The organism is Pseudomonas sp. PDM19 (genome assembly GCF_014852215.1).
GTDB lineage: Bacteria > Pseudomonadota > Gammaproteobacteria > Pseudomonadales > Pseudomonadaceae > Pseudomonas.
Window position 1 is genome coordinate 1,054,548 of record NZ_JACVBG010000002.1, and the last position, 20,212, is coordinate 1,074,759.

The following is a 20,212-nucleotide window of genomic DNA, read 5'->3' on the forward strand; positions in this document are numbered from 1 at the left end:
CGAGGAACGCATCTAGGGATAGATGCGTTCCCGACTCGCCCGCGCCGTTCCCAATCGCTAGAGTCAGTATTCCTCCGGCCGGCCCATCCCGCCTGCCGCCTTCCAAGGGGCCAAAAGCCATGCGTACCGAGCAACCGAAAGTCATCTACCTCAAGGATTATCAGGCGCCCGAGTACCTGATCGACGAGACCAACCTGACCTTCGAGCTGTACGAGGACCACACCCTGGTCCACGCCCAGCTGGTGATGCGCCGCAATCCGGAGCGCGGCGACGGCTTGCCGCCGCTGGTGCTCGACGGCCAGCAGCTGGAGCTGCTGTCGGTGGCGCTGGACGACCAGACCCTCGAAGCCGGCCAGTACCAGCAGGACGAGAACCACCTGACCCTGCAGCCGACGGCGAAGACCTTCACCGTCGACAGCACCGTGCGCATCCACCCGGAAAGCAACACCGCACTGGAAGGCCTGTACAAGTCCGGCAAGATGTTCTGCACCCAGTGCGAAGCCGAAGGCTTCCGCAAGATCACCTATTACCTCGACCGCCCGGACGTGATGAGCAGCTTCACCACCACGCTGTCGGCCGAGCAGCACCAGTATCCGGTGCTCCTCTCCAACGGCAACCCGGTGGCCAGCGGCTCGGAAGAGGGCGGCCGCCACTGGGCGACCTGGCAGGACCCGTTCAAGAAGCCGGCCTACCTGTTCGCCCTGGTCGCCGGTGACCTCTGGTGCGTGGAAGACCAGTTCACCACCATGAGCGAGCGCGAAGTCACCCTGCGCATCTATGTCGAGCCGGAGAACATCGACAAGGTCCAGCACGCCATGGACAGCCTGAAGAACTCGATGCGCTGGGACGAGAAGGTCTACGGCCGCGAGTACGACCTGGACATCTTCATGATCGTCGCGGTCAACGACTTCAACATGGGCGCCATGGAGAACAAGGGCCTCAACATCTTCAACTCCAGCTGCGTACTGGCCAAGGCCGAGACCGCCACCGATGCCGCGCACCAGCGCGTCGAAGGTGTCGTCGCCCACGAGTACTTCCACAACTGGTCGGGCAACCGCGTGACCTGCCGCGACTGGTTCCAGTTGTCGCTCAAGGAAGGCTTCACCGTGTTCCGCGACAGCGAGTTCTCCGCCGACATGAACTCGCGCACCGTCAAGCGCGTCGAGGACGTGGCCTTCCTGCGCACCAACCAGTTTGCCGAGGACGCCGGTCCCATGGCGCACCCGGTGCGCCCGGATTCCTTCATCGAGATTTCCAACTTCTACACCCTGACCGTCTACGAGAAGGGTTCGGAAGTGGTGCGCATGATCCACACCCTGCTGGGCGCCGACGGCTTCCGCAAGGGCACCGACCTGTACTTCGAGCGCCATGACGGCCAGGCCGTGACCTGCGACGACTTCGTCAAGGCCATGGAAGACGCCAACGGCGTCGACCTGACCCAGTTCAAGCGCTGGTACAGCCAGTCCGGCACCCCGCGTCTGGCGGTGGAGGAGAGCTTCGACGCCGCCGCGCAGAGCTACACCCTGACCTTCCGCCAGAGCTGCCCGGCCACGCCGGGGCAGAGCGAGAAGCAGCCCTTCGTCATTCCGGTGCAGATGGGCCTGATCGACAAGCTGGGCAACGCCCTGTCGCTGCGCCTGCAGGGCGAAGAGCACGCCCATGGCAGCGATCGCGTGCTGCAGGTCACCGAGGCCGAACAATCGTTCACCTTCGTCGGCCTCGCCGAGAAGCCGCTGCCGTCGCTGCTGCGTGGTTTCTCCGCGCCGGTGAAACTGAGCTTCCCGTACAACCGCGACCAGCTGATGTTCCTCATGCAGTACGACGAGGACGGCTTCAACCGCTGGGAAGCCGGCCAGCAGCTGTCCGTACAAGTCCTGCAGGAGCTGATCGGCCAGCACCAGCGTGGCGAGAAGCTTGTCCTGGATGATCGCCTGATCACCGCCTTCCGAACCTTGCTGCTGGATACCGGCCTGGACCAGGCCATGGTCGCCGAGATGCTCTCGCTGCCCAGCGAGGCGTACCTCACCGAGATCAGCGAAGTGGCTGATGTCGAGGCCATCCACGCCGCCCGCGAGTTCGCCCGCCAGCAGATCGGTGCGGCGCTGCACGAGCCGCTGTGGGAGCGCTACCAGGCCCACCGCAAGCAGTCCCGCGAGACCGCCTACGTCGCCGAGGCTTCGCATATCGCCCGCCGCAGCCTGCAGAACATCGCTCTCTCCTACCTCATGCAGAGCGGCAAGGCCGAGGTGCTCGCTGCCTGCCAGGAGCAGTACAAGGATTGCGACAACATGACCGAGCGCCTGACCGCGCTGGCCGTGCTGGTCAACTCGTCCTTCGAGAGTGAAAAGGCCGAGGGGCTGGCGATGTTCGCCGACTACTTCAAGGACGACCCGCTGGTGATGGACCAGTGGTTCAGCGTCCAGGCCGGCTGCACCCTGCCGGGCGGGCTGGAGCGTGTACAGGAACTGATGAAGCATTCGGCCTTCACCCTGAAGAACCCGAACAAGATCCGCGCGCTGATCGGCGCCTTCGCCAACCAGAACGCGGTGAACTTCCACCGCGCAGACGGCGCCGGCTACCGCTTCCTGGCCGACCAGATCATCACCCTCAACGCGCTCAACCCGCAGATCGCCTCGCGCCTGCTGACCCCGCTGACCCGCTGGCGCAAGTACGCGCCGACGCGTCAGGCGCTGATGAAGGCCGAGCTGGAACGCATCCTCGCGTCCGGCGAGCTGTCCAGCGATGTATACGAAGTGGTCAGCAAGAGCCTCGCGTAACACACCCGCCGCGCCCCGTCCCAGGGGCGCAATGCACTTTCGAAAAGGTGTTACCAACTTTTGTTGGTAACACCTTTTTGTTACCTATCGAAATTAACCGATATCATTCTTATCGCTTTGTGATATTGGGCGAAAAACCCCGATGTGTCTGCGTCGCGCCTTCAGGGGCCGATTGCGCCATCAGGGGTGTCAAATGGCGCAATCAGCCACTTGATTTGATCAGTGAACGACCAGTCACAAAAAGTAGCGCGCAGATTCTTTATTTTTTGTAAGCAGAATCGGATACATCGGTGCTGTTGGCACTGGGGTTGCACCGACGGACCCCGCTTAGCCTTTGCCCGTCCGATGGGGCGGGAGGCATGTCGAGCACCTTGGGGGAGTTTCCTTCAGATCGACGACAACAAGGCCGTGGAATAACGGCTGAAAACGGTGAACCGCCCGCAGTGGCGGCACCGCCAAAGAATGATCAGTCCATGGAGTGAGTCCTAATGGAAATCCCAGTTCGCAAGCCCGTCTTGCGTTATGCGCCTGCTCGTGCGGGCTTCGCCCTGGCAGGCATCCTGCCTCTGCTGATGTCCGCCCCGGCGACCGCCGTGGAGTTCAGCTTCCTCGACAACGAGGTGACCGGCTCGCTGGACAGCACCGTTTCCTACGGCTCGCTGTGGCGCGTACAGGGTCAGGACAAGACCAATAACGACATCAACGGCAACGACGGCAACCGCAACTTCGACACCGGCCTGGTTTCCGAGGTGTACAAGATCACTTCCGACCTGGAAGCGACCTACAAGAACTACGGCCTGTTCGTACGTGGTTCGGCTTTCTATGACACCCAGATCATGGATAAGCGCAACGACTACTACGACAACAACCACCCGGCGCAGCCGAGCCAGACCTACCCCAACAGCGACCGCTTCACCAGCGAGACCCGTGACGCCGCCGGCAACCGCGCCGAGATCCTCGATGCCTACGTCTATGGCAACTGGGATGTGGCCGACCATCCGTTGACCGCGCGCCTGGGCCGCCAGGTGTTCAACTGGGGCGAGGGCATTTTCTACCGTGGTGGCGTCAACACCACCAACCCGGTGGACGCCGCCAAGTTCCGCCTGCCGGGCGCCGAACTGAAGGAAGTGCTGATGCCGGTTGAAGCCGCGAGCTTCAACATCGGCCTGACCGACAACCTGTCGATGGACGCCTTCTACCAGTGGAACTGGAAAGAGACCCGCATCGATCCGGTCGGCACCTTCTTCTCCGAAACCGACCTGTTCGCCGATGGTGGCAACACCGCCTACACCACCGTGGGCGCGCTCTCCAACCCGCTGTTCCAGACGCTCTACCCGCAGCTGTCTGCCGCTAATGTGGGCGGCCTGCAGGGCACCAGCTACCTGGACTCCAATGGGGTGTTCAAGGTCGCCAACGTCGGCAAGGACATCAACGCCAAGAACGATGGTCAGTTCGGCGTCGCCTTCCACTACGTGGCCGAAGAACTGAACTCCACCGAGTTCGGCTTCTACTTCGTCAACTACCACTCGAAAGAGCCGACCATCTACGCCGACCTGAACAGCGATTACGCTGGCGTGAACCTCGACCAGTTGGCCGGTATTGGCGGCTTCGGTTCCTACGACCAGTTGGTCTCGGCAGCAGGCGGCGGCAACGCCCTGGCCGGCCAGGTGCTGAGCCTGGTCAACGGCGCGACCTCCGTGGACGTGGCCAACCAGGTCAACGCCCGTCGCGAGTACGTCGAGAACATCCGCATGTACGGCTTCAGCTTCAACACCACCGTGGGCGATGCCTCGGTGTTCGGTGAGCTGGCCTACCGTCCGAACCTGCCGATCGGCATCGCCACCACCAACGACCTGCTCGGCGACCTGCTGGTCCAGGCTCCGGGTCTGGCCAGCGGCAAGACCGTGAATATCGGTGGCGGCCAGGTTTCGATGAGCGACCAGATCCACAACTACGAGCGCGTCGAGGCCTTCAACACCTCGCTGGGTACCATCTACAACTTCGGTCCCTCGCTGTCCTTCGACTCGCTGATGGGCGTGGCGGAACTGGCCTCCGAGCACCTGCGCGGCAGCGACCTGAAATACACCGCGTACGACGGCACCACCCGCTACTACTCCGGCCGCAGCAACGGCGCCTACATCTCCGGCTACGACCGCGACGATCAGGTGAACAAGAACGCCTACGGCTACACCCTGCTGCTGTCGGGGACCTGGAACGACGTCTTCGCCGGCGTGAACATCTCGCCCTACGCCGTCTACAAGGACGACTTCGAAGGCAACTCCTACCAGACCGGCAACTTCATCGAAGGCCGCAAGGCCTACACCCTGGGCGTCAAGGCGACCTACCTGAACGCCCTGGAAGCCGAGCTGCAATACACCGAGTTCTACGGCGCCGGGCAGAACAACGCCGCACGCGACCGCGACAACGTGGGCTTCAACGTCAAGTACTCGTTCTAACGAAAACAGATCCTATGAAAGCCGCGCGGCGGGGTTCAGAAGTACCCGCCGCGCACACCTCACGGAGAAGCAACATGCGCAACATGCGTACCCTGGTTGGCGCCGCAGTGGCCCTGGCCCTGTCGGCCGGCAGCGCCCTGGCAGCGGTTTCCCCGCAGGACGCGGCCAAGCTGCAGTCGACCCTGACCCCGATGGGCGCGGAAAAGGCCGGCAACGCCGCCGGCACCATTCCGGCCTGGACCGGTGGCATCACCCAGGCGCCGGCCGGCTACAAGCCGGGCCAGCACCACATCGACCCGTTTGCCGCCGACAAGCCGCTGTACACCATCACCAAGGCGAACCTGGACCAGTACAAGGCCAACCTGACGCCGGGCACCCTGGCGCTGTTCGCCACCTACCCGGACACCTTCCAGATGCCGGTGTACCCGAGCCGCCGCAGTGGTTCGGCACCGCAGTGGGTGTATGACAACACCCTGAAGAACGCCACCAGCGCCAAGCTGGCCGAGGGCGGCAACGGCTTCGTCGATGCCTTCGGCGGCATCCCGTTCCCGATCCCGCAGAGCGGCGTGGAGGCGGTGTGGAACCACATCGCTCGTTACCGCGGTACCTTCATCGTGCGTCGTGCGTCCGAAGTGGCCGTGCAGCGCAATGGTGACTACTCGCTGGTGACCTCGCAGCAGGAAGCACTGTTCAAGTACTACGTCCAGGGCAAGAGCTTCGCTGACCTGAACAACCTGCTGTTCTACTACCTGTCGTTCACCAAGAGCCCGGCTCGCCTGGCCGGTGGTGCCGCGCTGGTCCACGAGACCCTGGATCAGGTGAAGGAGCCGCGTCAGGCCTGGGGCTACAACGCTGGCCAGCGCCGCGTGCGCCGTGCGCCGAACCTGGCCTACGACACTCCGATCGCTGCCGCTGACGGCCTGCGTACCGCCGACGACACCGACATGTTCAACGGTTCGCCCGATCGCTACGAGTGGAAACTGATCGGCAAGAAGGAAATGTACATCCCGTACAACAACTACAAGGTTTCCAGCCCTGAGGTTAAGTACAAGGATCTGCTGACCCCCAGCCACCTGAACCCGAAGTACACCCGCTACGAACTGCACCGCGTGTGGGTCGTCGAAGGCACCCTGAAGCCGGGCTCGCGCCACATCTACTCCAAGCGCGTGCTGTTCCTGGACGAAGACAGCTGGGGTGCCGCCGAAGTCGACCAGTACGACGGTCGCGGCGAGCTGTGGCGTGTTTCGCTGGCCTACCTGAAGAACTACTACGAGCTGCCCACCACCTGGACCGCTCTGGATACCTTCCACGACCTGCAGGCCCGTCGCTACCACGTACAGAACCTGGACAACGAAGAGCCGAGCACCATCGACTTCGGCCAGGCCGTACCGGACGACTCCTACTTCAGCCCGTCCGCACTGCGTCGCCGCGGCACCCGCTGAGTTCGTGTCATGCCTGAAAGAGCCCGCCCTTCGGCGGGCTTTTTCATTTGTGGTCGAAAAGTCGCCAGACCCTGTAGGGCGGAGACGAAAAGTGTTACCGCTCAACCCGCTGAAAGCCCCCAGCTGCGCGCCTTTCGGCTGAGATGGCAAAACGCAGTCATCCTTTCGAGTGAAGCGGCCAGGGCTTAACAAAAGATAACGTGCCGTTAATTGTCAGCCTCGGAAAAGGCTGGCTATATAGCTCCAAACTACATACCGCCTGCATAAGAAAAAGAGGTAAAGGCATATGCGTGAGCCCCTGTGGCGCACTTCGAGCGAGCAGCCCGTATCGGGAGTGCGAAGCTCCTTCCCGATGTCGCGCAAGACGGTTTCCCTGCTCGGCGCGTTTTCCTTCCTGATGATGTCCCTGGCTCCGCTGCATGCCGTTGCCGCAACGGACGCCGCCAGTGATTCCAACTCGATCGTTTCCGCCAAGGCCTCCAGCAGCCTGCTGCTGAGCATTGCCCATGCCGGCAAGCGGCTGATCGCGGTGGGTGATCACGGGCACATCCTCTATTCCGACGACGCAGGCAAGAGCTGGACCCAGGCCACCGTGCCGACCCGCCAGCTGCTGACCTCGGTGTTCTTCATCAGCGACAAGAAGGGCTGGGCCGTCGGCCATGACGCCCAGGTCCTGGCCACCACCGATGGCGGCACCACCTGGGTGCGCCAGTTCGAGGACCTCAAGCGCGAAGCGCCGCTGCTGGACATCTGGTTCCAGGACGAGAACCACGGCATGGCCGTGGGCGCCTATGGCGCGCTGCTGGAAACCACCGACGGCGGCCAGCACTGGGAAGACGTCAGCGACCGCCTGGACAACGAAGACCAGTTCCACCTCAACGCCATCACGGCGGTGAAGGATTCCGGCCTGTTCGTGGTCGGCGAGGCGGGCAGCATGTTCCGCTCCAAGGACTGGGGCGAGACCTGGGAAAAACTCCAGGGCCCGTACGAAGGCTCGCTGTTCGGCGCCACCGGCACCACCCAGGTCGGCACCGTCCTGGCTTACGGCCTGCGCGGCCACCTGTTCCGCTCCACCGATTTCGGCAGCACCTGGCAGCAGGTCAGCCTGCCCACCGCCAACGGCGGCGAGCTGGAGTTCGGCCTCTCCGAAGGCAGCCTGCTGGATGACGGCACCATCGTCGTCGTCGGCCATGGCGGCAGCGTGCTGGAGAGCAAGGACGACGGCGTGAGCTTCAGTGTCGTCAACCGTCCGGATCGCCTGTCCCTCGCGGGCGTGAGCGCGGCCGGCAATGGCAACCTGGTCCTGGTCGGCCAGGGCGGTATCCACCTGGCTTCGGCGACCGGCGCCGAGCTGACAGAACAACAATAAGCCGGGGAGCCGCAATGAACGCTCTGAACAAGCATCAACAGGACAAGGCGACTTTCCTGGAACGCATCATCTTCACCCACCGGCCGTTCGTGATCATCGCGTGCCTGCTGGTGACCGTCTTCCTCGCCTGGTCGGCCACGCAAGTGCGTCCGTCCACCAGCTTCGAGAAGATGATCCCGCTGCAGCACCCGTTCATCCAGAACATGCTGGAGCACCGCAACGACCTGGCCAACCTCGGCAACACCGTGCGCATCTCGGTGGAAGCGGTGAATGGCGACATCTTCACCAAGGAATACATGGAGACGCTGCGGCAGATCCATGACGAGGTCTTCTACATCCCTGGCGTCGACCGCTCCGGCATGAAGTCGCTGTGGAGCCCGAGCGTGCGCTGGACCGAAGTGACCGAGGAAGGCTTCGCCGGTGGCGAGGTGATCCCGCAGACCTACGACGGTTCCGCCAAGGCCCTGGACCTGCTGCGCAACAACGTGCTCAAGTCCGGCCAGATCGGCCGCCTGGTGGCCAACAACTTCAAGTCGAGCATCGTCGACGTGCCGCTGCTGGAGGTCTACCCGGACCCGAAGGACCAGGGCAAGCTGATGAAGCTGGACTACCGCCAGTTCTCCCATGAGCTGGAAGAGAAGATCCGCGACAAGTACCAGCTGCAGAACCCCAACGTGAAGATCCACATCACCGGCTTCGCCAAGAAGGTCGGTGACCTGATCGACGGCCTGCTGATGGTGGTCGGCTTCTTCGGCATCTGCTTCGTCATCACCCTGGTGCTGCTGCTGTGGTTCACCAAGTGCGTGCGCTCCACCATCGCCGTGCTGTCCACCACCCTGGTGGCGGTGATCTGGCAGCTGGGCCTGCTGCACATCATCGGCTTCGGGCTGGACCCGTACTCGATGCTGGTGCCGTTCCTGATCTTCGCCATCGGTATTTCCCATGGCGTGCAGAAGATCAACGGTATCGCCCTGCAGTCCAGTGACGCGGAAACCCCGCTGCTGGCCGCCCGCCGCACCTTCCGCCAGTTGTTCCTGCCGGGCATGATCGCGATCCTCGCGGACGCCGTCGGCTTCATCACCCTGCTGGTGATCGACATCGGCGTGATCCGCGAACTGGCCATCGGCGCGTCCATCGGCGTGGCGGTGATCGTGTTCACCAACCTGATCCTGCTGCCGGTTGCCATTTCCTACATCGGCATCAGCAAGAAGGCGGTACAGCGCAGCAAGGAAGACGCCGTGCGCGACCATCCCTTCTGGCGTGCGCTGTCCAACTTCGCCAGCCCGTCGGTGGCGCCGATTTCCGTGGTCATTGCCCTGGCGATGTTCGCCGGCGGCATGTGGCAGGGCCATCACCTGAAGATCGGCGACCTCGACCAGGGCGCGCCGGAACTGCGTCCGGATTCGCGCTACAACCTGGACAACGACTTCATCATCCGCAACTACTCGACCAGCTCCGACGTGCTGGTGGTGATGGTGGCGTCCGAGGCCGAAGGCTGCTCCACCCACAAGACCCTGTCCGCCATCGACGAGCTGGCCTGGCGCCTGGAGAACACCCAGGGCGTGCAGTCGGCCATCTCCCTGGTCACCGTCTCCAAGCAGATGATCAAGGGCATGAACGAAGGCAACCTGAAGTGGGAGTCGCTGTCGCGCAACCAGGACGTGCTGAACAACTCCATCAGCCGCGCCGAAGGCCTGTTCAACAGCAACTGCTCGCTGGCACCCCTGCTGGTGTTCCTCAACGACCACAAGGCCGAGACTCTCGACCGCGCCGTGGCCGTCGTTCAGGACTTCGCCAAGGCCAACGAGAAGGACGACCTGAAGTTCAAGCTCGCCGCCGGTAACGCCGGTATCGAGGCCGCCACCAACGACGTGATCAAGCACTCGGAACTGACCATCCTGATCCTGGTGTACATCTGCGTTGCGCTGATGTGCCTGATCACCTTCCGCTCCTTCGCCGCGACCCTGTGCATCGTGCTGCCGCTGATCCTCACCTCGGTACTGGGCAACGCGCTGATGGCGACCCTGGGCATCGGCGTGAAGGTGGCGACCCTGCCGGTGATCGCGTTGGGCGTGGGTATCGGCGTGGACTACGGCATCTACATCTACACCCGCCTGGAGTCCTTCCTGCGCCAGGGCCTGTCCCTGCAGGAAGCCTACTACGAGACCCTGAAGTCCACGGGCAAAGCAGTACTGTTCACCGGCCTGTGCCTGGCCATTGGCGTCGCCACCTGGATCTTCTCGGCGATCAAGTTCCAGGCCGACATGGGCCTGATGCTGACCTTCATGCTCCTCTGGAACATGTTCGGCGCCCTGTGGCTGCTGCCGGCGCTGGCGCGCTTCCTGATCAACCCGGAGAAGGTGCGTCAGAAGAAGGCTTCGATCCTGGTTCACTGATCGACGCTCGAGCAATAAAGAACGCGGCCCTCGGGCCGCGTTTTTTTATGTTCTTCGTAAGGGCCGCCCTCACGGCAGAATCGCAAACACCCGCGCCGGGAAGCCCGTACCCTGGGCAATCTTCGGGAAACTCACCACCGCCAGCGCGCCGGCTTCGGGCACCTTGTCGAGGTTGGCGAGCAGTTCGATCTGGTAGTGGTTGGTGCCCAGGATGTAGGACTCCAGCGAATAGTCGTCCTTGCTGGTGGCGATGCCCGGATCGGTGTCGGTGGTCTCGTGGCCCGATGCAGTGATCTTGCGCGTCTCATAGAGGTACACCAGCGCCTCCTTGCTCCAGCCCGGATAGTGCGCCACGCCCTTGGCGTCCTGGTTCTGCATCTTCGCCTGGTCTGGCCAGCGCTGGGACCAGTCGGTGCGTAGCGCCGCGAAGGAGCCTTCCGGTACCGCACCATGCCTGGCCTCCCAGGCCTTCACATCGGCGAGGGTGAGTACGTAGTCGGGGTTCTTCGCCACCTGTTCATGGATGTCGAACACCACCAGCGGCAGGAACTGCTCCTTCACATCGAGCTGGTCGACGCTGCGCAGGCCCTTGTGGAAGTGCACCGGCGGGTCGACGTGGGTGCCCCACTGGCCGACGTGGCTGTACAGCTCCACCTGGAAGCCATCCTTGTCCACGGTGTAGAGCGTCTTGCGGCCCATGGGTTCGAAGCCTTTCCAGTGCGGCGTGTTGTTGTCGAACGAGTGGGTCAGGTCGACGAAAGTGTGTTGCTTGAGGCTGGCGTAGGTGTCCCACAGGCCGGGCTGGGCAGCCTGGCTTGCGGCGGGTAGCAGGGCGGCGGTGAAGAGCAGGGCGGGGAGGCGTTGCATGGGTCTGATTCCTTGACGGGGATGGGAGAAAGCGCCTTATCTTTCTCCATCGTCTGATCCGCCATCCAATTCTGAATTCTGCTTTTCTTATTCCTTTCCGTTAGGAGACCCCATGTCCTTCCAGCTCATCGAGTACGCCGAAGCCAGTCCTGAAGTCCGTGACGTCTACGACGACATCATGGCGACCCGCAAGATCGACTGGGTGAACAACTTCTGGAAGGCCCTCGCCAACCATCCGCAGACGCTCAAGCGCACCTGGGAAAGTCTCAAGGAAGTCATGGGGCCGGGGCAGCTCGATCCGCTGGTGAAGGAGCTGATCTACGTCGCCGTCAGCGTCACCAACAACTGCAATTACTGCATCGGCTCCCACGGCGCCGCGGCGCGCAAGGCCGGGATGGACGACGCCATGCTCGGCGAGCTGATGGCGGTGGTGGCCATGGCCAACGAGACCAACCGCCTTGCCATCGGCTACCAGGTGCCGCTGGACGATGTGTTCAAGGGCGCGGTGATGGAGAGCAGCGCCAACTGAGTCGACTGGGCCCTGTAGGAGCGGGCCATGCCCGCGATCCGTCGGCAGGGCCGACGTTTTTCTGGTGTTGCAGGTTTGCTGCTTCGACTTGGGTATTTCGGCGCCGCTTCAGCATGCGCGTGGACTCCGTGTTTCTCCCCCTCGGGCGACCTTCTTTGGCAAACGACGGATGGCCGCCCCACCCAAAGAAGGCAAAGGTCTTGCCCCGGACATCCGGTTTTTCGCTTAGGCGAAAAATACCCTCGTTGAACGGGGCATTCAGCGCGTGCGGATGTTTCTCTGGAAGTCTCATCAGAGCCAGAGCGGCGTGGCTCTTCGTGAGAGCGAGCTTGCTCGCGAACCCGCCCTGCGCCCGAACCATCAGGGGCGGGATTGGGACAACCGCTGGATCGCCTTGACCGGAGTTCCATCGCTCCAGCGCCCCATGGACAGCTGCGCCGGCCCGCCGCCCAACGCGTAGTCGCGGTCCTGGCCGTAGAAGGCCGCATCGCACAGCGCATCGAACAACTTCCACGGTCCGAACCAGTCCATCGCATCGGTGGCCAGAGCATTGTGCGCCGAGGGTTGCCCCTGCTTGAGCCGCTGCTTCACACGTTCCTGCACGCGGTTGAGCAGCCAGCTGGAACAGTCGCTGGGCGGGTAGCGCGGATCGAAACGCGGCGCGGTCGGCGCTGCGTGATTGGCCAGCAGCGGCGGGCTGCCGTGGCGGTCGCTGCGCAGCAGGAGCAGGTCCTTGTCGCGCGATGCGACCTGGGTGCTCTCCGCGTAGACGCGTCGCGCGTCATCGCAGGCGACGCGTTCGTCCTCATCACCACAAACAGCCAGCAGCAAGGTGCCGGCGGGAATGTTTGCCAGTGGTTCCAGTGGCACCTGCCGCCAGCGCGGGCCGCTGCTCTTGCCCGGCTCAACTGCCATCAGCGCGCGCGGTTGTGGCACGCCGAGGCGTTGCCAGGAGGCTGCCAGCCCGCTGGCGATCAGGCCGCCCGCCGAATGACCGATATAGGCGACGTGCTCCAGCTGCGGCTTCACCCCCAGCTTGCCTGCCTGCAGATCGGCGAGAGCGCGGCGCACGGAGTCGGCGGCGTTGGGCAGGAACTCCGCCGCCGGCGTCTTCAGCGTCGCCTGGTAGCGCGGGTAGATGAGGATGGCGCCGCGTCGGACGATGTGCTCGATCCAGGCGCGGTAGAGGTCGGGCTGCATGACGCTCCAGCCGTGGGTGAAGACCACCACGGGCGCCGTGGGCGGGACCGGGCGGTCCGGGGTGAACACCCAGTACTCGTTGCCGTCGGTGGTGAAGTGCCACTGGCGCACGTCGGCGTGGACATAGTTCGAGCCGCCGGGGCCCTGCAGTGGCTGGGGCGGTGGCAGGACCTCGGCAGTGCTCAGCGGGGCTGCCTGGAGCAGGTTGCAGATCAGCAGCAGGCCGGCAGCCAGCGCTGGAATCAGCCGGTGGGCGGGCATGGAGGCACCTCTGGCGGGGATGCCTCCAGCATAGCTGTCAGCGTGGATAGAGCGGCGGCAGGCTGCTGGCTTCCGGCGCTGGTGGCGCGTCCGGGTCGGCGCCAGGGAGGGTGCGGATGGCGCGCCAGAGGTCTTCGCCCTGCCAGTTGCGGCCGCCTTCGCTGTCGCTGTAGAGCGCGCCGTTCAGACCGTCCAGCGCATCGGACAATGGCACGAAGCGCGCCGCCATGTCGGCCAGGGTTTCCGGCTGCTGGCGGGCCCAGGCGTCCAGCGCCTGGCGGGTGGCGTGGGAATCGTTGGCCTGGCAGGCGCGGCGCAGCTCGTCGAGCAGCGTGCGGGTACTGGGGCCAGCCTGCGCCACACGGATCACCGCCGGCTGGCTACGGGCGCGCCACCACAGGCCGAAGCCGAGCAGAGTGGTCAGGCTGAGCAGGGCGCAGGCGAGCTGCCAGGGCCACAGCAGCGTGTCGCTGACCGGCGCTTCGCTGGGCGCGGCGGGGGGCTCGGCGTGCTCTTCGAGCTGTGCGTTGGCAGCGACCTGCAGCGTGCGCGCCGGCAGGCTGGTGCGCTCGACGCGGCGCTCCTGGGTGTTCCACCAGACGATTTCCACCGGCGGCAGCTCCACCGGGCCGGCCTTGTCGGCGATCAGTGCTTCACGCTCTTCGCGACTGCCGATCATGCCCTGGTCGCTGGCCTCGTTGGCCAGCTGCGGCTGGTCCGGATAATGGCGCAGGCCTTCGGGCAGGCTGATGGGCAGCGGCGGCAGCTGGGCGCTGGAGAGGCCTTCCACGCGCAGCATGATGTTGCGGGTCAGCGACTCGCCGGCCTTGGCCTCTTCCGGCTGCGGGCTCCAGGTCTCGGTCAGGCTGAGCGAGCGGGCAGGCAGCCACGGTGCGTCTTTCGGGTAATCGGCGGGCTTGGGATCGACCTGCAGCGGGATGCTCGGCGAGACCACTCGAATCTGTTTGCCCGTTGGCGGGCCGAAGGGATTGTTGTCCTCGTTGCGGCGCTGCGCGACCTGGGTGGCGTTGAAGGTCTGGCCGGGGATTTCCAGGGTGCCGCTGTTCTGCGGGAAGATCGCGTAGCGCACTTCGATTACGCCGTGGCGAACGCCGTTGATGTCCTTCTCGTAGGTGCGCGCCTCACCCAGTTGCTCGACGCGGGCGTCGTTCATGCGCAGCGGGCTGAGGCTGCTGTCGTCGTACAGCGACACGGAGTGGTAGATGCGCAGGGTGAGGATGACCTGAGCTTGCACCCAGCTTTCCTCTCGGTCGACGCTGGCGTCGATGAACACCGGGGCGAGCTTCTGGCCCTCGGCGCTGTCCTCGGCCTTGAGCACGTCGAGGCTGATCGGTTCGCTGGCATTGCCGCCCAGGTGGATCGGCGGGATTTCCACCTTGCCTTCGTTGCGCGGCTGCAGGGTGATGATCCAGCGCGTGGTGGCCTGGGACTTGCCGTTGAGCGTGGTCAGGCGGTTGACCTGGCGGGTGCCGAGCACCACGAACTGCTCGTCCAGCGGCTTCAGGTCGGGCTTGCCGAACAGCGTGGGGTCGTCGGATTCCAGCGTCAGCTCGACGCTCTCGCCCTGGTTCAGGCGGGCACGGTCGACGCTGGCGGTGAGGCTGGCCTCGGCGCGGAAGGCGACGAGGCAGAGCAGGGTCAGGCAGATCAGCCTTTTCATGGGTTGGGTTCCTGGCGCTGCTGCTGTTGCTGGTACCAGAACTTGCGGCGCAACAGCTCGGACGGATCGTCGGGAATCTGCCGCAGCCACTGTTCCAGGGCCTGACGGCGCTCGTCACCTAGTGGACCGGCATCTTCCGGGTTGGTTTCCTGTTCTTCGCGGGCGTCCTCGCCGGGCTTGTCGCTGTGGCTGGCGGAGGGGCGGTCGGCTTCCTGCGAAGAGTTCTTCGCCGCCGGCGCCGGCTGCGAGTCGCGTTCGCTGGAATGTTCTTCCTCCTGCTGCTGGTCCTGCGGCTTGGCGGCCTGGGGATCGCTGCTCTGGGCAGGGTCCTGGTTCTGCTGCGGCGGCTGGTCGGCGCCATCGCCCGCGGGGTTGTCCTTGCGCTGGCGCAGCAGGTCTTCGAGCAGCGCCTTGTTGCGCTTGGCCGACTCCAGCTCGGGCTCGCGCTCCAGCGCCTGGTCATAGGCGTCGATGGCCGCCTCCAGCTCGTTCTGTTTCGCCAGGGCGTTGCCGCGGTTGTAGTGGTCTGCGGCCTCATCGCCCTGGGCGAAGGCCTGGGCGGCGTCGACGTAGTCGCCGGCGCGGTACAGCGCCAGGCCTTTCCAGCGGAAGTCGTCGAAGCGCTCGGCGGCTTCGGCGGGGTGCCCCGCGTCGAGCAGGCGCTGGCCCTGCTGGTCCGGCCGCAGCCAGAGGTCGTTGAACTCGAAGGCGTTGGCATCCTGCGGCGGCGCCCACAGCAGCGGCAGCAACAGCGGCAGGCTGAACAGCCAGCCGCGTCGGCCGGCGCAGGCGGCGAGCAGCAGTAGCGGCAACAGCAGCCAGTAGCCCTGGTCGGCCCAGCGTTGCAGGCGCAGCAGGGCATCTTCCTCGCTCACCTGCAGGCCCTGGGTGCTGTCCAGCAGGCCGAGGGAGCGCAGGTCGCTGCTGCTGGCGCGCAGGCGCTGGAAGCGTCCGCCCATGTCGGTGGCGAAGGCACGCAGCGAGTTTTCGTCCAGCCGCGGCACGAGAATGTTGCCCTGGTCGTCCTTGAGGAAGGTGCCGTCTTCCTGGGCGATGGGCGCGCCGCCGGGGGTGCCGACGGCGAGCAGCAGCAGGTCCTTGCCCTTGCCTTTGAGGGCCTGGCGGATGCCCTGGCGTTCGCGGGCGTCCAGCGCGCTGGTGATCAGCAGGATTCGGCCGTTGCCTTCGGCGCCGTTGTCCAGCAGTCGGCGCGCCTGGGCCACGGCAAGGTCGGCGCGCTCGCCAGGTTCGGGCATGATCGACGGCTTCAGGGCGTCCAGCAGGTTGCGCGCGGTGCCCAGGTCATTGGACAGCGGCACCAGCGTGTGGGCACTGCCGGCGTAGACGACGATGGCGGTCTGCGCGTCGCTGCGGCTCTGCAGCAGGTCGAGCAGCTTGTGCCGGGCCTGCTCCAGGCGCGTCGGCTTCAGGTCGGTGGCGAGCATCTGCGGGGTGAGTTCCAGCACCACCACCAGAGGGTCGCTGCGCTCCATGGTCGGTTGCTCCACCTGCTCCCAGCTTGGGCCGAGCAGGGCGAGCACGGCCAGCAGCCAGGCGATGCCGAGGTAGATCCATGGGCGGCGCTCATGGCGGCCGCTGCCGCCGGACAGCAGCCACGGATGGAAGGCCGGTGGCAGCAGCAATTGCCAGCGGCCGGCGCGGCGTTCGCGGTGCCAGAGTTTCCACAGCAGCCAGCCGAGCGGCAGCAGCAGGATCAACCAGAGCGGGTGCAGCAGGTGCGGCCAGAAATGGCTCATGGCCGGCGCTCCTTCTGCAGACGCGCCATCCAGGCCGGCCAGCGCCAGTCCTCGGGCGGCCACAACGTTCCGACGACCAGCGCCGCGCTGATCAGCAGGGCCAGCAGCAGCGGCCAACGGTACAGCGCGATGGCCGGGCGTGCCTGGGTCGGCTTCTGTTCCACCGGTTCGAGCTGGTCGAGGCTGTCGGAGATGCGTTGCAGCTCTTCACCGTTGCGCGCACGGAAGTATTCGCCGCCGGTGCTTTCGGCGATGGCCTTGAGTGTCGGTTCGTCCAGGTCCAGCCCCGGATTGAGGCCGAACAGCCCGGCGACGCCGCCCTGTTTGGGATCGGCGCCGATACCGATGGTGTAGACCTTCACCTGTTCTTCGGCAGCGAGCTTGGCGGCGGTCTGCGGGGAAATCTCGCCGGCGGTGTTGGCGCCATCGGTGATCAGTACCAGCACGCGGCTCTCGGCCGGACGCTGGCGCAGGCGCTTGACCGCCAGGCCGATGGCGTCGCCCAGGGCGGTGTCCTTGCCGGCGATGCCGATCAGCGCCTCGTCCAGCCAGATGCGCACGGTGTGGCGGTCGAAGGTCAGCGGCGCCTGCAGGTAGGCGCGGGTACCGAACAGAATCAATCCGACACGATCGCCCCGGCGGCCCTCGATGAAGTCGCCGAAGAGTTTCTTTACCAGGTCGAGACGGCTGACTGGCGCGCCGTCCCAGGTCATGTCGGCGTAATCCATCGAGCCGGAGACGTCGACCGCCACCAGCAGGTCGCGGCCGGTGGCCGGGATCGGCAGCGGCTCGCCGACCCACTGCGGGCGCGCGGCGGCCAGCAGCAGGCAGAGCCAGAGCAGGGCGAAGGGCGCCTGCTGGCGCCACGCCGGCAGGCGTGCGCGGGCACGGCGGCCGGCGAGGCCTTCGAGTTCCTTGAGGAAGCTGACCTTGATCGCCGCCTCGCCGTTGTCGGCCGGCGGCAGGATGAAGCGCATCACCCAGGGCAGCGGGGCGAGCAGGAAGATCCAGGGCCAGGCGAACTCAAACATGCTTGCGCACCCAGGTTTCCACCGATGCAGCGAGGCCGTCGATGGCCTTGTCGTCCAGCTTGCACTCGGCGCGGTAGCCGCCTTCCACCAGGATCATCCAGCGGGTCAGGCCGGCGGCCGGGCAGCGCGTATCGAGGAAGGCCAGCCAGGCGCGGCCGCTCAGGGTATGGCTGTGGCTCTCCGGCCAGCGGGCGCGCGACAGGCGCTTGAGCAGGCCATTGAGCGATTGCAGCCAGGGGCCGGCCGGCGCGCGGTCGTAAGGGCGTGGCAGGCGCTTGAGTTCCTCCAGCGCGGCTTCGCGCAGCGGGTCCAGTGCCACCTCGGCAACCACCTTGGCCTTGCGCCTGGGCAGCCAGCGCTGGCGGTTGCGCCAGAGCCCCCAGAGCAGCAGCGGCACCAGCGCGGCGAGCAGCCACCAGCCCGGCGCCGGCGGCCACCAGGGCACCGCAGCGGGTTCGATCAGCGGTTGCAGCTGGTCGAGGGGATTCATTTCGCGTAGCCCGGCTGGTGCTGTTCCAGCAGGTTGCGCAGTTGTTCCACCAGTTCTTCCTGGGTGGTCAGCGGCAGCAGCGGCACGCCAAGGCGCAGGGCGAGGCGCTGCCAGCGTTCGCGGCGCGCTTCGCCAAGGGCGCGGTAGGCCAGGCGTTGCTCGTCGATGTGGGTGTCCAGTTCCAGCTGCGCCTGACCCTCGGCGAACCTCAACAGGCCGGCGGCGGGCAGGGCATGGTCGAGCGGGTCGGACACCGGCAACATCACCAGGTCGGTGTGGCGCGCCAGCAGGGACAGCTGTTGCTCGGCGACGTCACTGAGCGCGCGCTCGTCGCACATCACCATGATCAGGCTGCCGGGGCGCAGCACCTCGCGGGCGCGGCGCAGGGCCATGCCGAAGCCGTCGCCAGTGTGGCTGAGGTTGGAGCCGGCGAGCAGGGCGTTGTTGGCGCGCACGATCAGGTTGAACAACTGCAGCAGGCTCTGCTTGCTGCGCCGTGGCTTGATCTCGTGGCATTCGCTGTCGGTGAACACCAGCCCGCCAATGCGGTCATTGTGCGCCAGCGCGGCCCAGCCGACGAAGGCGGCGGCGCGCGCGGCGAGTACGGACTTGAAGCACAGGCCGGAGCCGAAGAACAGCCGGGCGCTCTGCTCGACCAGCACGAACACCGGACGCTCGCGTTCCTCATGGAACAGCTTGGTGTGCGGCTCCTGGGTGCGCGCGGTGACGCGCCAGTCGATGGTTCGCACGTCGTCGCCGGCCTGGTAGACGCGCACCTGGTCGAAGTCCACGCCGCGGCCGCGCAGGCGCGAGTGGTGCAGGCCGATCAACGGGCTGCGCCGCGAGGGCGTCGAGAACAGCTGGACTTCGCGCAGGCGGTGACGGATCTCGATCAGCTCGCCGAGCGAGACGGCCACGCCGGGCGCCAGGACGTTGTGCATGTCAGGCGACGGCGACCACGTCGAGGATGCGCTGGACCACACGGTCCTGGTCGATCCCGGCGGCTTCCGCCTCGAAGGTGAGGATCAGGCGATGGCGCAGCACGTCGAAGAGCATCGCCTGGATGTCCTCGGGGCTGACGAAGTCGCGTCCGGCCAGCCAGGCATGGGCGCGTGCGCAGCGGTCCAGGGCGATGGAGCCGCGTGGGCTGGCACCGTAGGACAGCCACTCGGCGAGCTCGGCGTCGTACTTGGCCGGGGTGCGCGTGGCCATGATCAGCTGCACCAGGTATTCCTCCACGGCGTCGGCCATGTACAGGCCAAGGATTTCGTGGCGGGCGGCGAAGATGGCTTCCTGGGTAACCCGGCGCTCCGGCTTGGTCTCGCCATGCAGCGCTTCGCCTCGGGCCTGCTGGAGGATGCGGCGCTCCACGGAGGCTTCCGGGTAGCCGATCTTCACGTGCATGAGGAAGCGGTCGAGCTGGGCTTCGGGCAGCGGGTAGGTGCCTTCCTGCTCGATGGGGTTCTGCGTCGCCATCACCAGGAACAGCGGCGGCAGGTCATAGGTGCTGCGGCCCACGCTGACCTGGCGCTCGGCCATGGCTTCGAGCAGGGCGGACTGCACCTTGGCCGGCGCGCGGTTGATTTCGTCGGCCAGCACCAGGTGGTGGAAGATCGGCCCCTGCTGGAACACGAAGCTGCCGTTTTCCGGGCGATAGATCTCCGTGCCGGTGATGTCGGCCGGGAGCAGGTCGGGGGTGAACTGGATGCGGTGGAACTCGGCCTCCAGGCCTTCGGCCAGGTCCTTGATCGCCTTGGTCTTGGCCAGCCCCGGTGCGCCTTCCACCAGCAGGTGGCCGTCGGCAATCAGGGCGATGAGCAGCCGCTCGATGAGCTTTTCCTGGCCGAGGATCTGGCTGGAGAGATACTGGCGCAGTGCAAGGAGCGACTCACGATGTTCCATCGCGTGGATTTCCTGGACGAAGGGTGGGGCTGTCGGGCCGCCTACTTTACTGCA

At 65.5% G+C, this 20,212-nt stretch carries 14 protein-coding genes; 6 read left to right on the top strand and 8 right to left on the bottom strand.

Annotated features, from left to right (window positions below; all coding sequences use genetic code 11):
- The first annotated feature begins 119 nt into the window (after nucleotides 1-119).
- The 5 genes from pepN (at nucleotide 120) to IB273_RS13335 (ending at nucleotide 10,440) form a co-directional block, all read left to right on the top strand.
- Nucleotides 120-2,777, top strand: coding sequence for an aminopeptidase N (pepN, locus tag IB273_RS13315; RefSeq protein ID WP_192224242.1), 2,658 nt, complete (start codon nucleotides 120-122; stop codon nucleotides 2,775-2,777).
- 488 nt (nucleotides 2,778-3,265) lie between these two features.
- Complete coding sequence (locus IB273_RS13320; RefSeq protein ID WP_192224243.1) at nucleotides 3,266-5,233, top strand: DUF1302 domain-containing protein; 1,968 nt, start codon at nucleotides 3,266-3,268, stop codon at nucleotides 5,231-5,233.
- Between the two features lie 74 nt (nucleotides 5,234-5,307).
- Nucleotides 5,308-6,675 carry a DUF1329 domain-containing protein gene (locus IB273_RS13325; RefSeq protein WP_081519388.1) on the top strand — a complete coding sequence of 456 codons (1,368 nt, stop codon included), beginning with the start codon at nucleotides 5,308-5,310 and terminating at the stop codon, nucleotides 6,673-6,675.
- Nucleotides 6,676-6,961: 286 nt separating this feature from the next.
- Complete coding sequence (locus tag IB273_RS13330; protein ID WP_192224244.1) at nucleotides 6,962-8,044, top strand: WD40/YVTN/BNR-like repeat-containing protein; 1,083 nt, start codon at nucleotides 6,962-6,964, stop codon at nucleotides 8,042-8,044.
- A 14-nt stretch (nucleotides 8,045-8,058) separates the two neighbouring features.
- Nucleotides 8,059-10,440 (top strand): efflux RND transporter permease subunit, encoded by a 2,382-nt coding sequence (locus tag IB273_RS13335; RefSeq protein ID WP_081519390.1) that lies wholly within the window; start codon nucleotides 8,059-8,061, stop codon nucleotides 10,438-10,440.
- Between the two features lie 69 nt (nucleotides 10,441-10,509).
- On the opposite strand, the gene IB273_RS13340 is transcribed toward IB273_RS13335, so the two are convergent.
- Nucleotides 10,510-11,307 (bottom strand): cyclase family protein, encoded by a 798-nt coding sequence (locus IB273_RS13340; protein ID WP_192209701.1) that lies wholly within the window; start codon nucleotides 11,305-11,307, stop codon nucleotides 10,510-10,512.
- A gap of 112 nt (nucleotides 11,308-11,419) precedes the next feature.
- Here IB273_RS13340 and IB273_RS13345 point away from each other — a divergent pair, with 112 nt between their 5' ends.
- A complete protein-coding gene (locus IB273_RS13345) occupies nucleotides 11,420-11,836 on the top strand; it encodes a carboxymuconolactone decarboxylase family protein (RefSeq protein ID WP_081519392.1) in 417 nt (138 codons plus the stop codon).
- Between the two features lie 360 nt (nucleotides 11,837-12,196).
- Here the strand turns inward: IB273_RS13345 and IB273_RS13350 are convergent, their stop codons facing one another.
- From IB273_RS13350 to IB273_RS13380, 7 genes are read right to left on the bottom strand one after another with little or no spacing between them, the layout of a single operon-like run.
- Nucleotides 12,197-13,297, bottom strand: a complete 1,101-nt coding sequence (locus tag IB273_RS13350) for a chlorophyllase/cutinase-like alpha/beta fold protein (protein WP_192224245.1) — start codon at nucleotides 13,295-13,297, stop codon at nucleotides 12,197-12,199.
- Between the two features lie 37 nt (nucleotides 13,298-13,334).
- Nucleotides 13,335-14,978, bottom strand: coding sequence for a BatD family protein (locus tag IB273_RS13355; protein ID WP_081519394.1), 1,644 nt, complete (start codon nucleotides 14,976-14,978; stop codon nucleotides 13,335-13,337).
- Nucleotides 14,975-16,735 (bottom strand): vWA domain-containing protein, encoded by a 1,761-nt coding sequence (locus tag IB273_RS13360; RefSeq protein WP_192224246.1) that lies wholly within the window; start codon nucleotides 16,733-16,735, stop codon nucleotides 14,975-14,977. Before IB273_RS13360 ends, IB273_RS13355 begins: the two co-directional genes overlap by 4 nt.
- Nucleotides 16,732-17,766 carry a vWA domain-containing protein gene (locus IB273_RS13365; protein ID WP_192224247.1) on the bottom strand — a complete coding sequence of 345 codons (1,035 nt, stop codon included), beginning with the start codon at nucleotides 17,764-17,766 and terminating at the stop codon, nucleotides 16,732-16,734. Before IB273_RS13365 ends, IB273_RS13360 begins: the two co-directional genes overlap by 4 nt.
- Entirely contained in the window at nucleotides 17,759-18,256 is a 498-nt protein-coding gene (locus tag IB273_RS13370; protein WP_081519397.1) for a DUF4381 domain-containing protein, read from the bottom strand. The genes IB273_RS13365 and IB273_RS13370 overlap by 8 nt, the downstream gene beginning before the upstream one ends.
- Nucleotides 18,253-19,197, bottom strand: a complete 945-nt coding sequence (locus IB273_RS13375; RefSeq protein WP_081519398.1) for a DUF58 domain-containing protein — start codon at nucleotides 19,195-19,197, stop codon at nucleotides 18,253-18,255. The genes IB273_RS13370 and IB273_RS13375 overlap by 4 nt, the downstream gene beginning before the upstream one ends.
- Nucleotide 19,198: 1 nt before the next feature.
- The gene (locus tag IB273_RS13380; RefSeq protein WP_045211803.1) at nucleotides 19,199-20,158 is read right to left on the bottom strand and encodes an AAA family ATPase; all 960 of its coding nucleotides are present in this window, start codon (nucleotides 20,156-20,158) and stop codon (nucleotides 19,199-19,201) included.
- Nucleotides 20,159-20,212 lie beyond the last annotated feature (54 nt).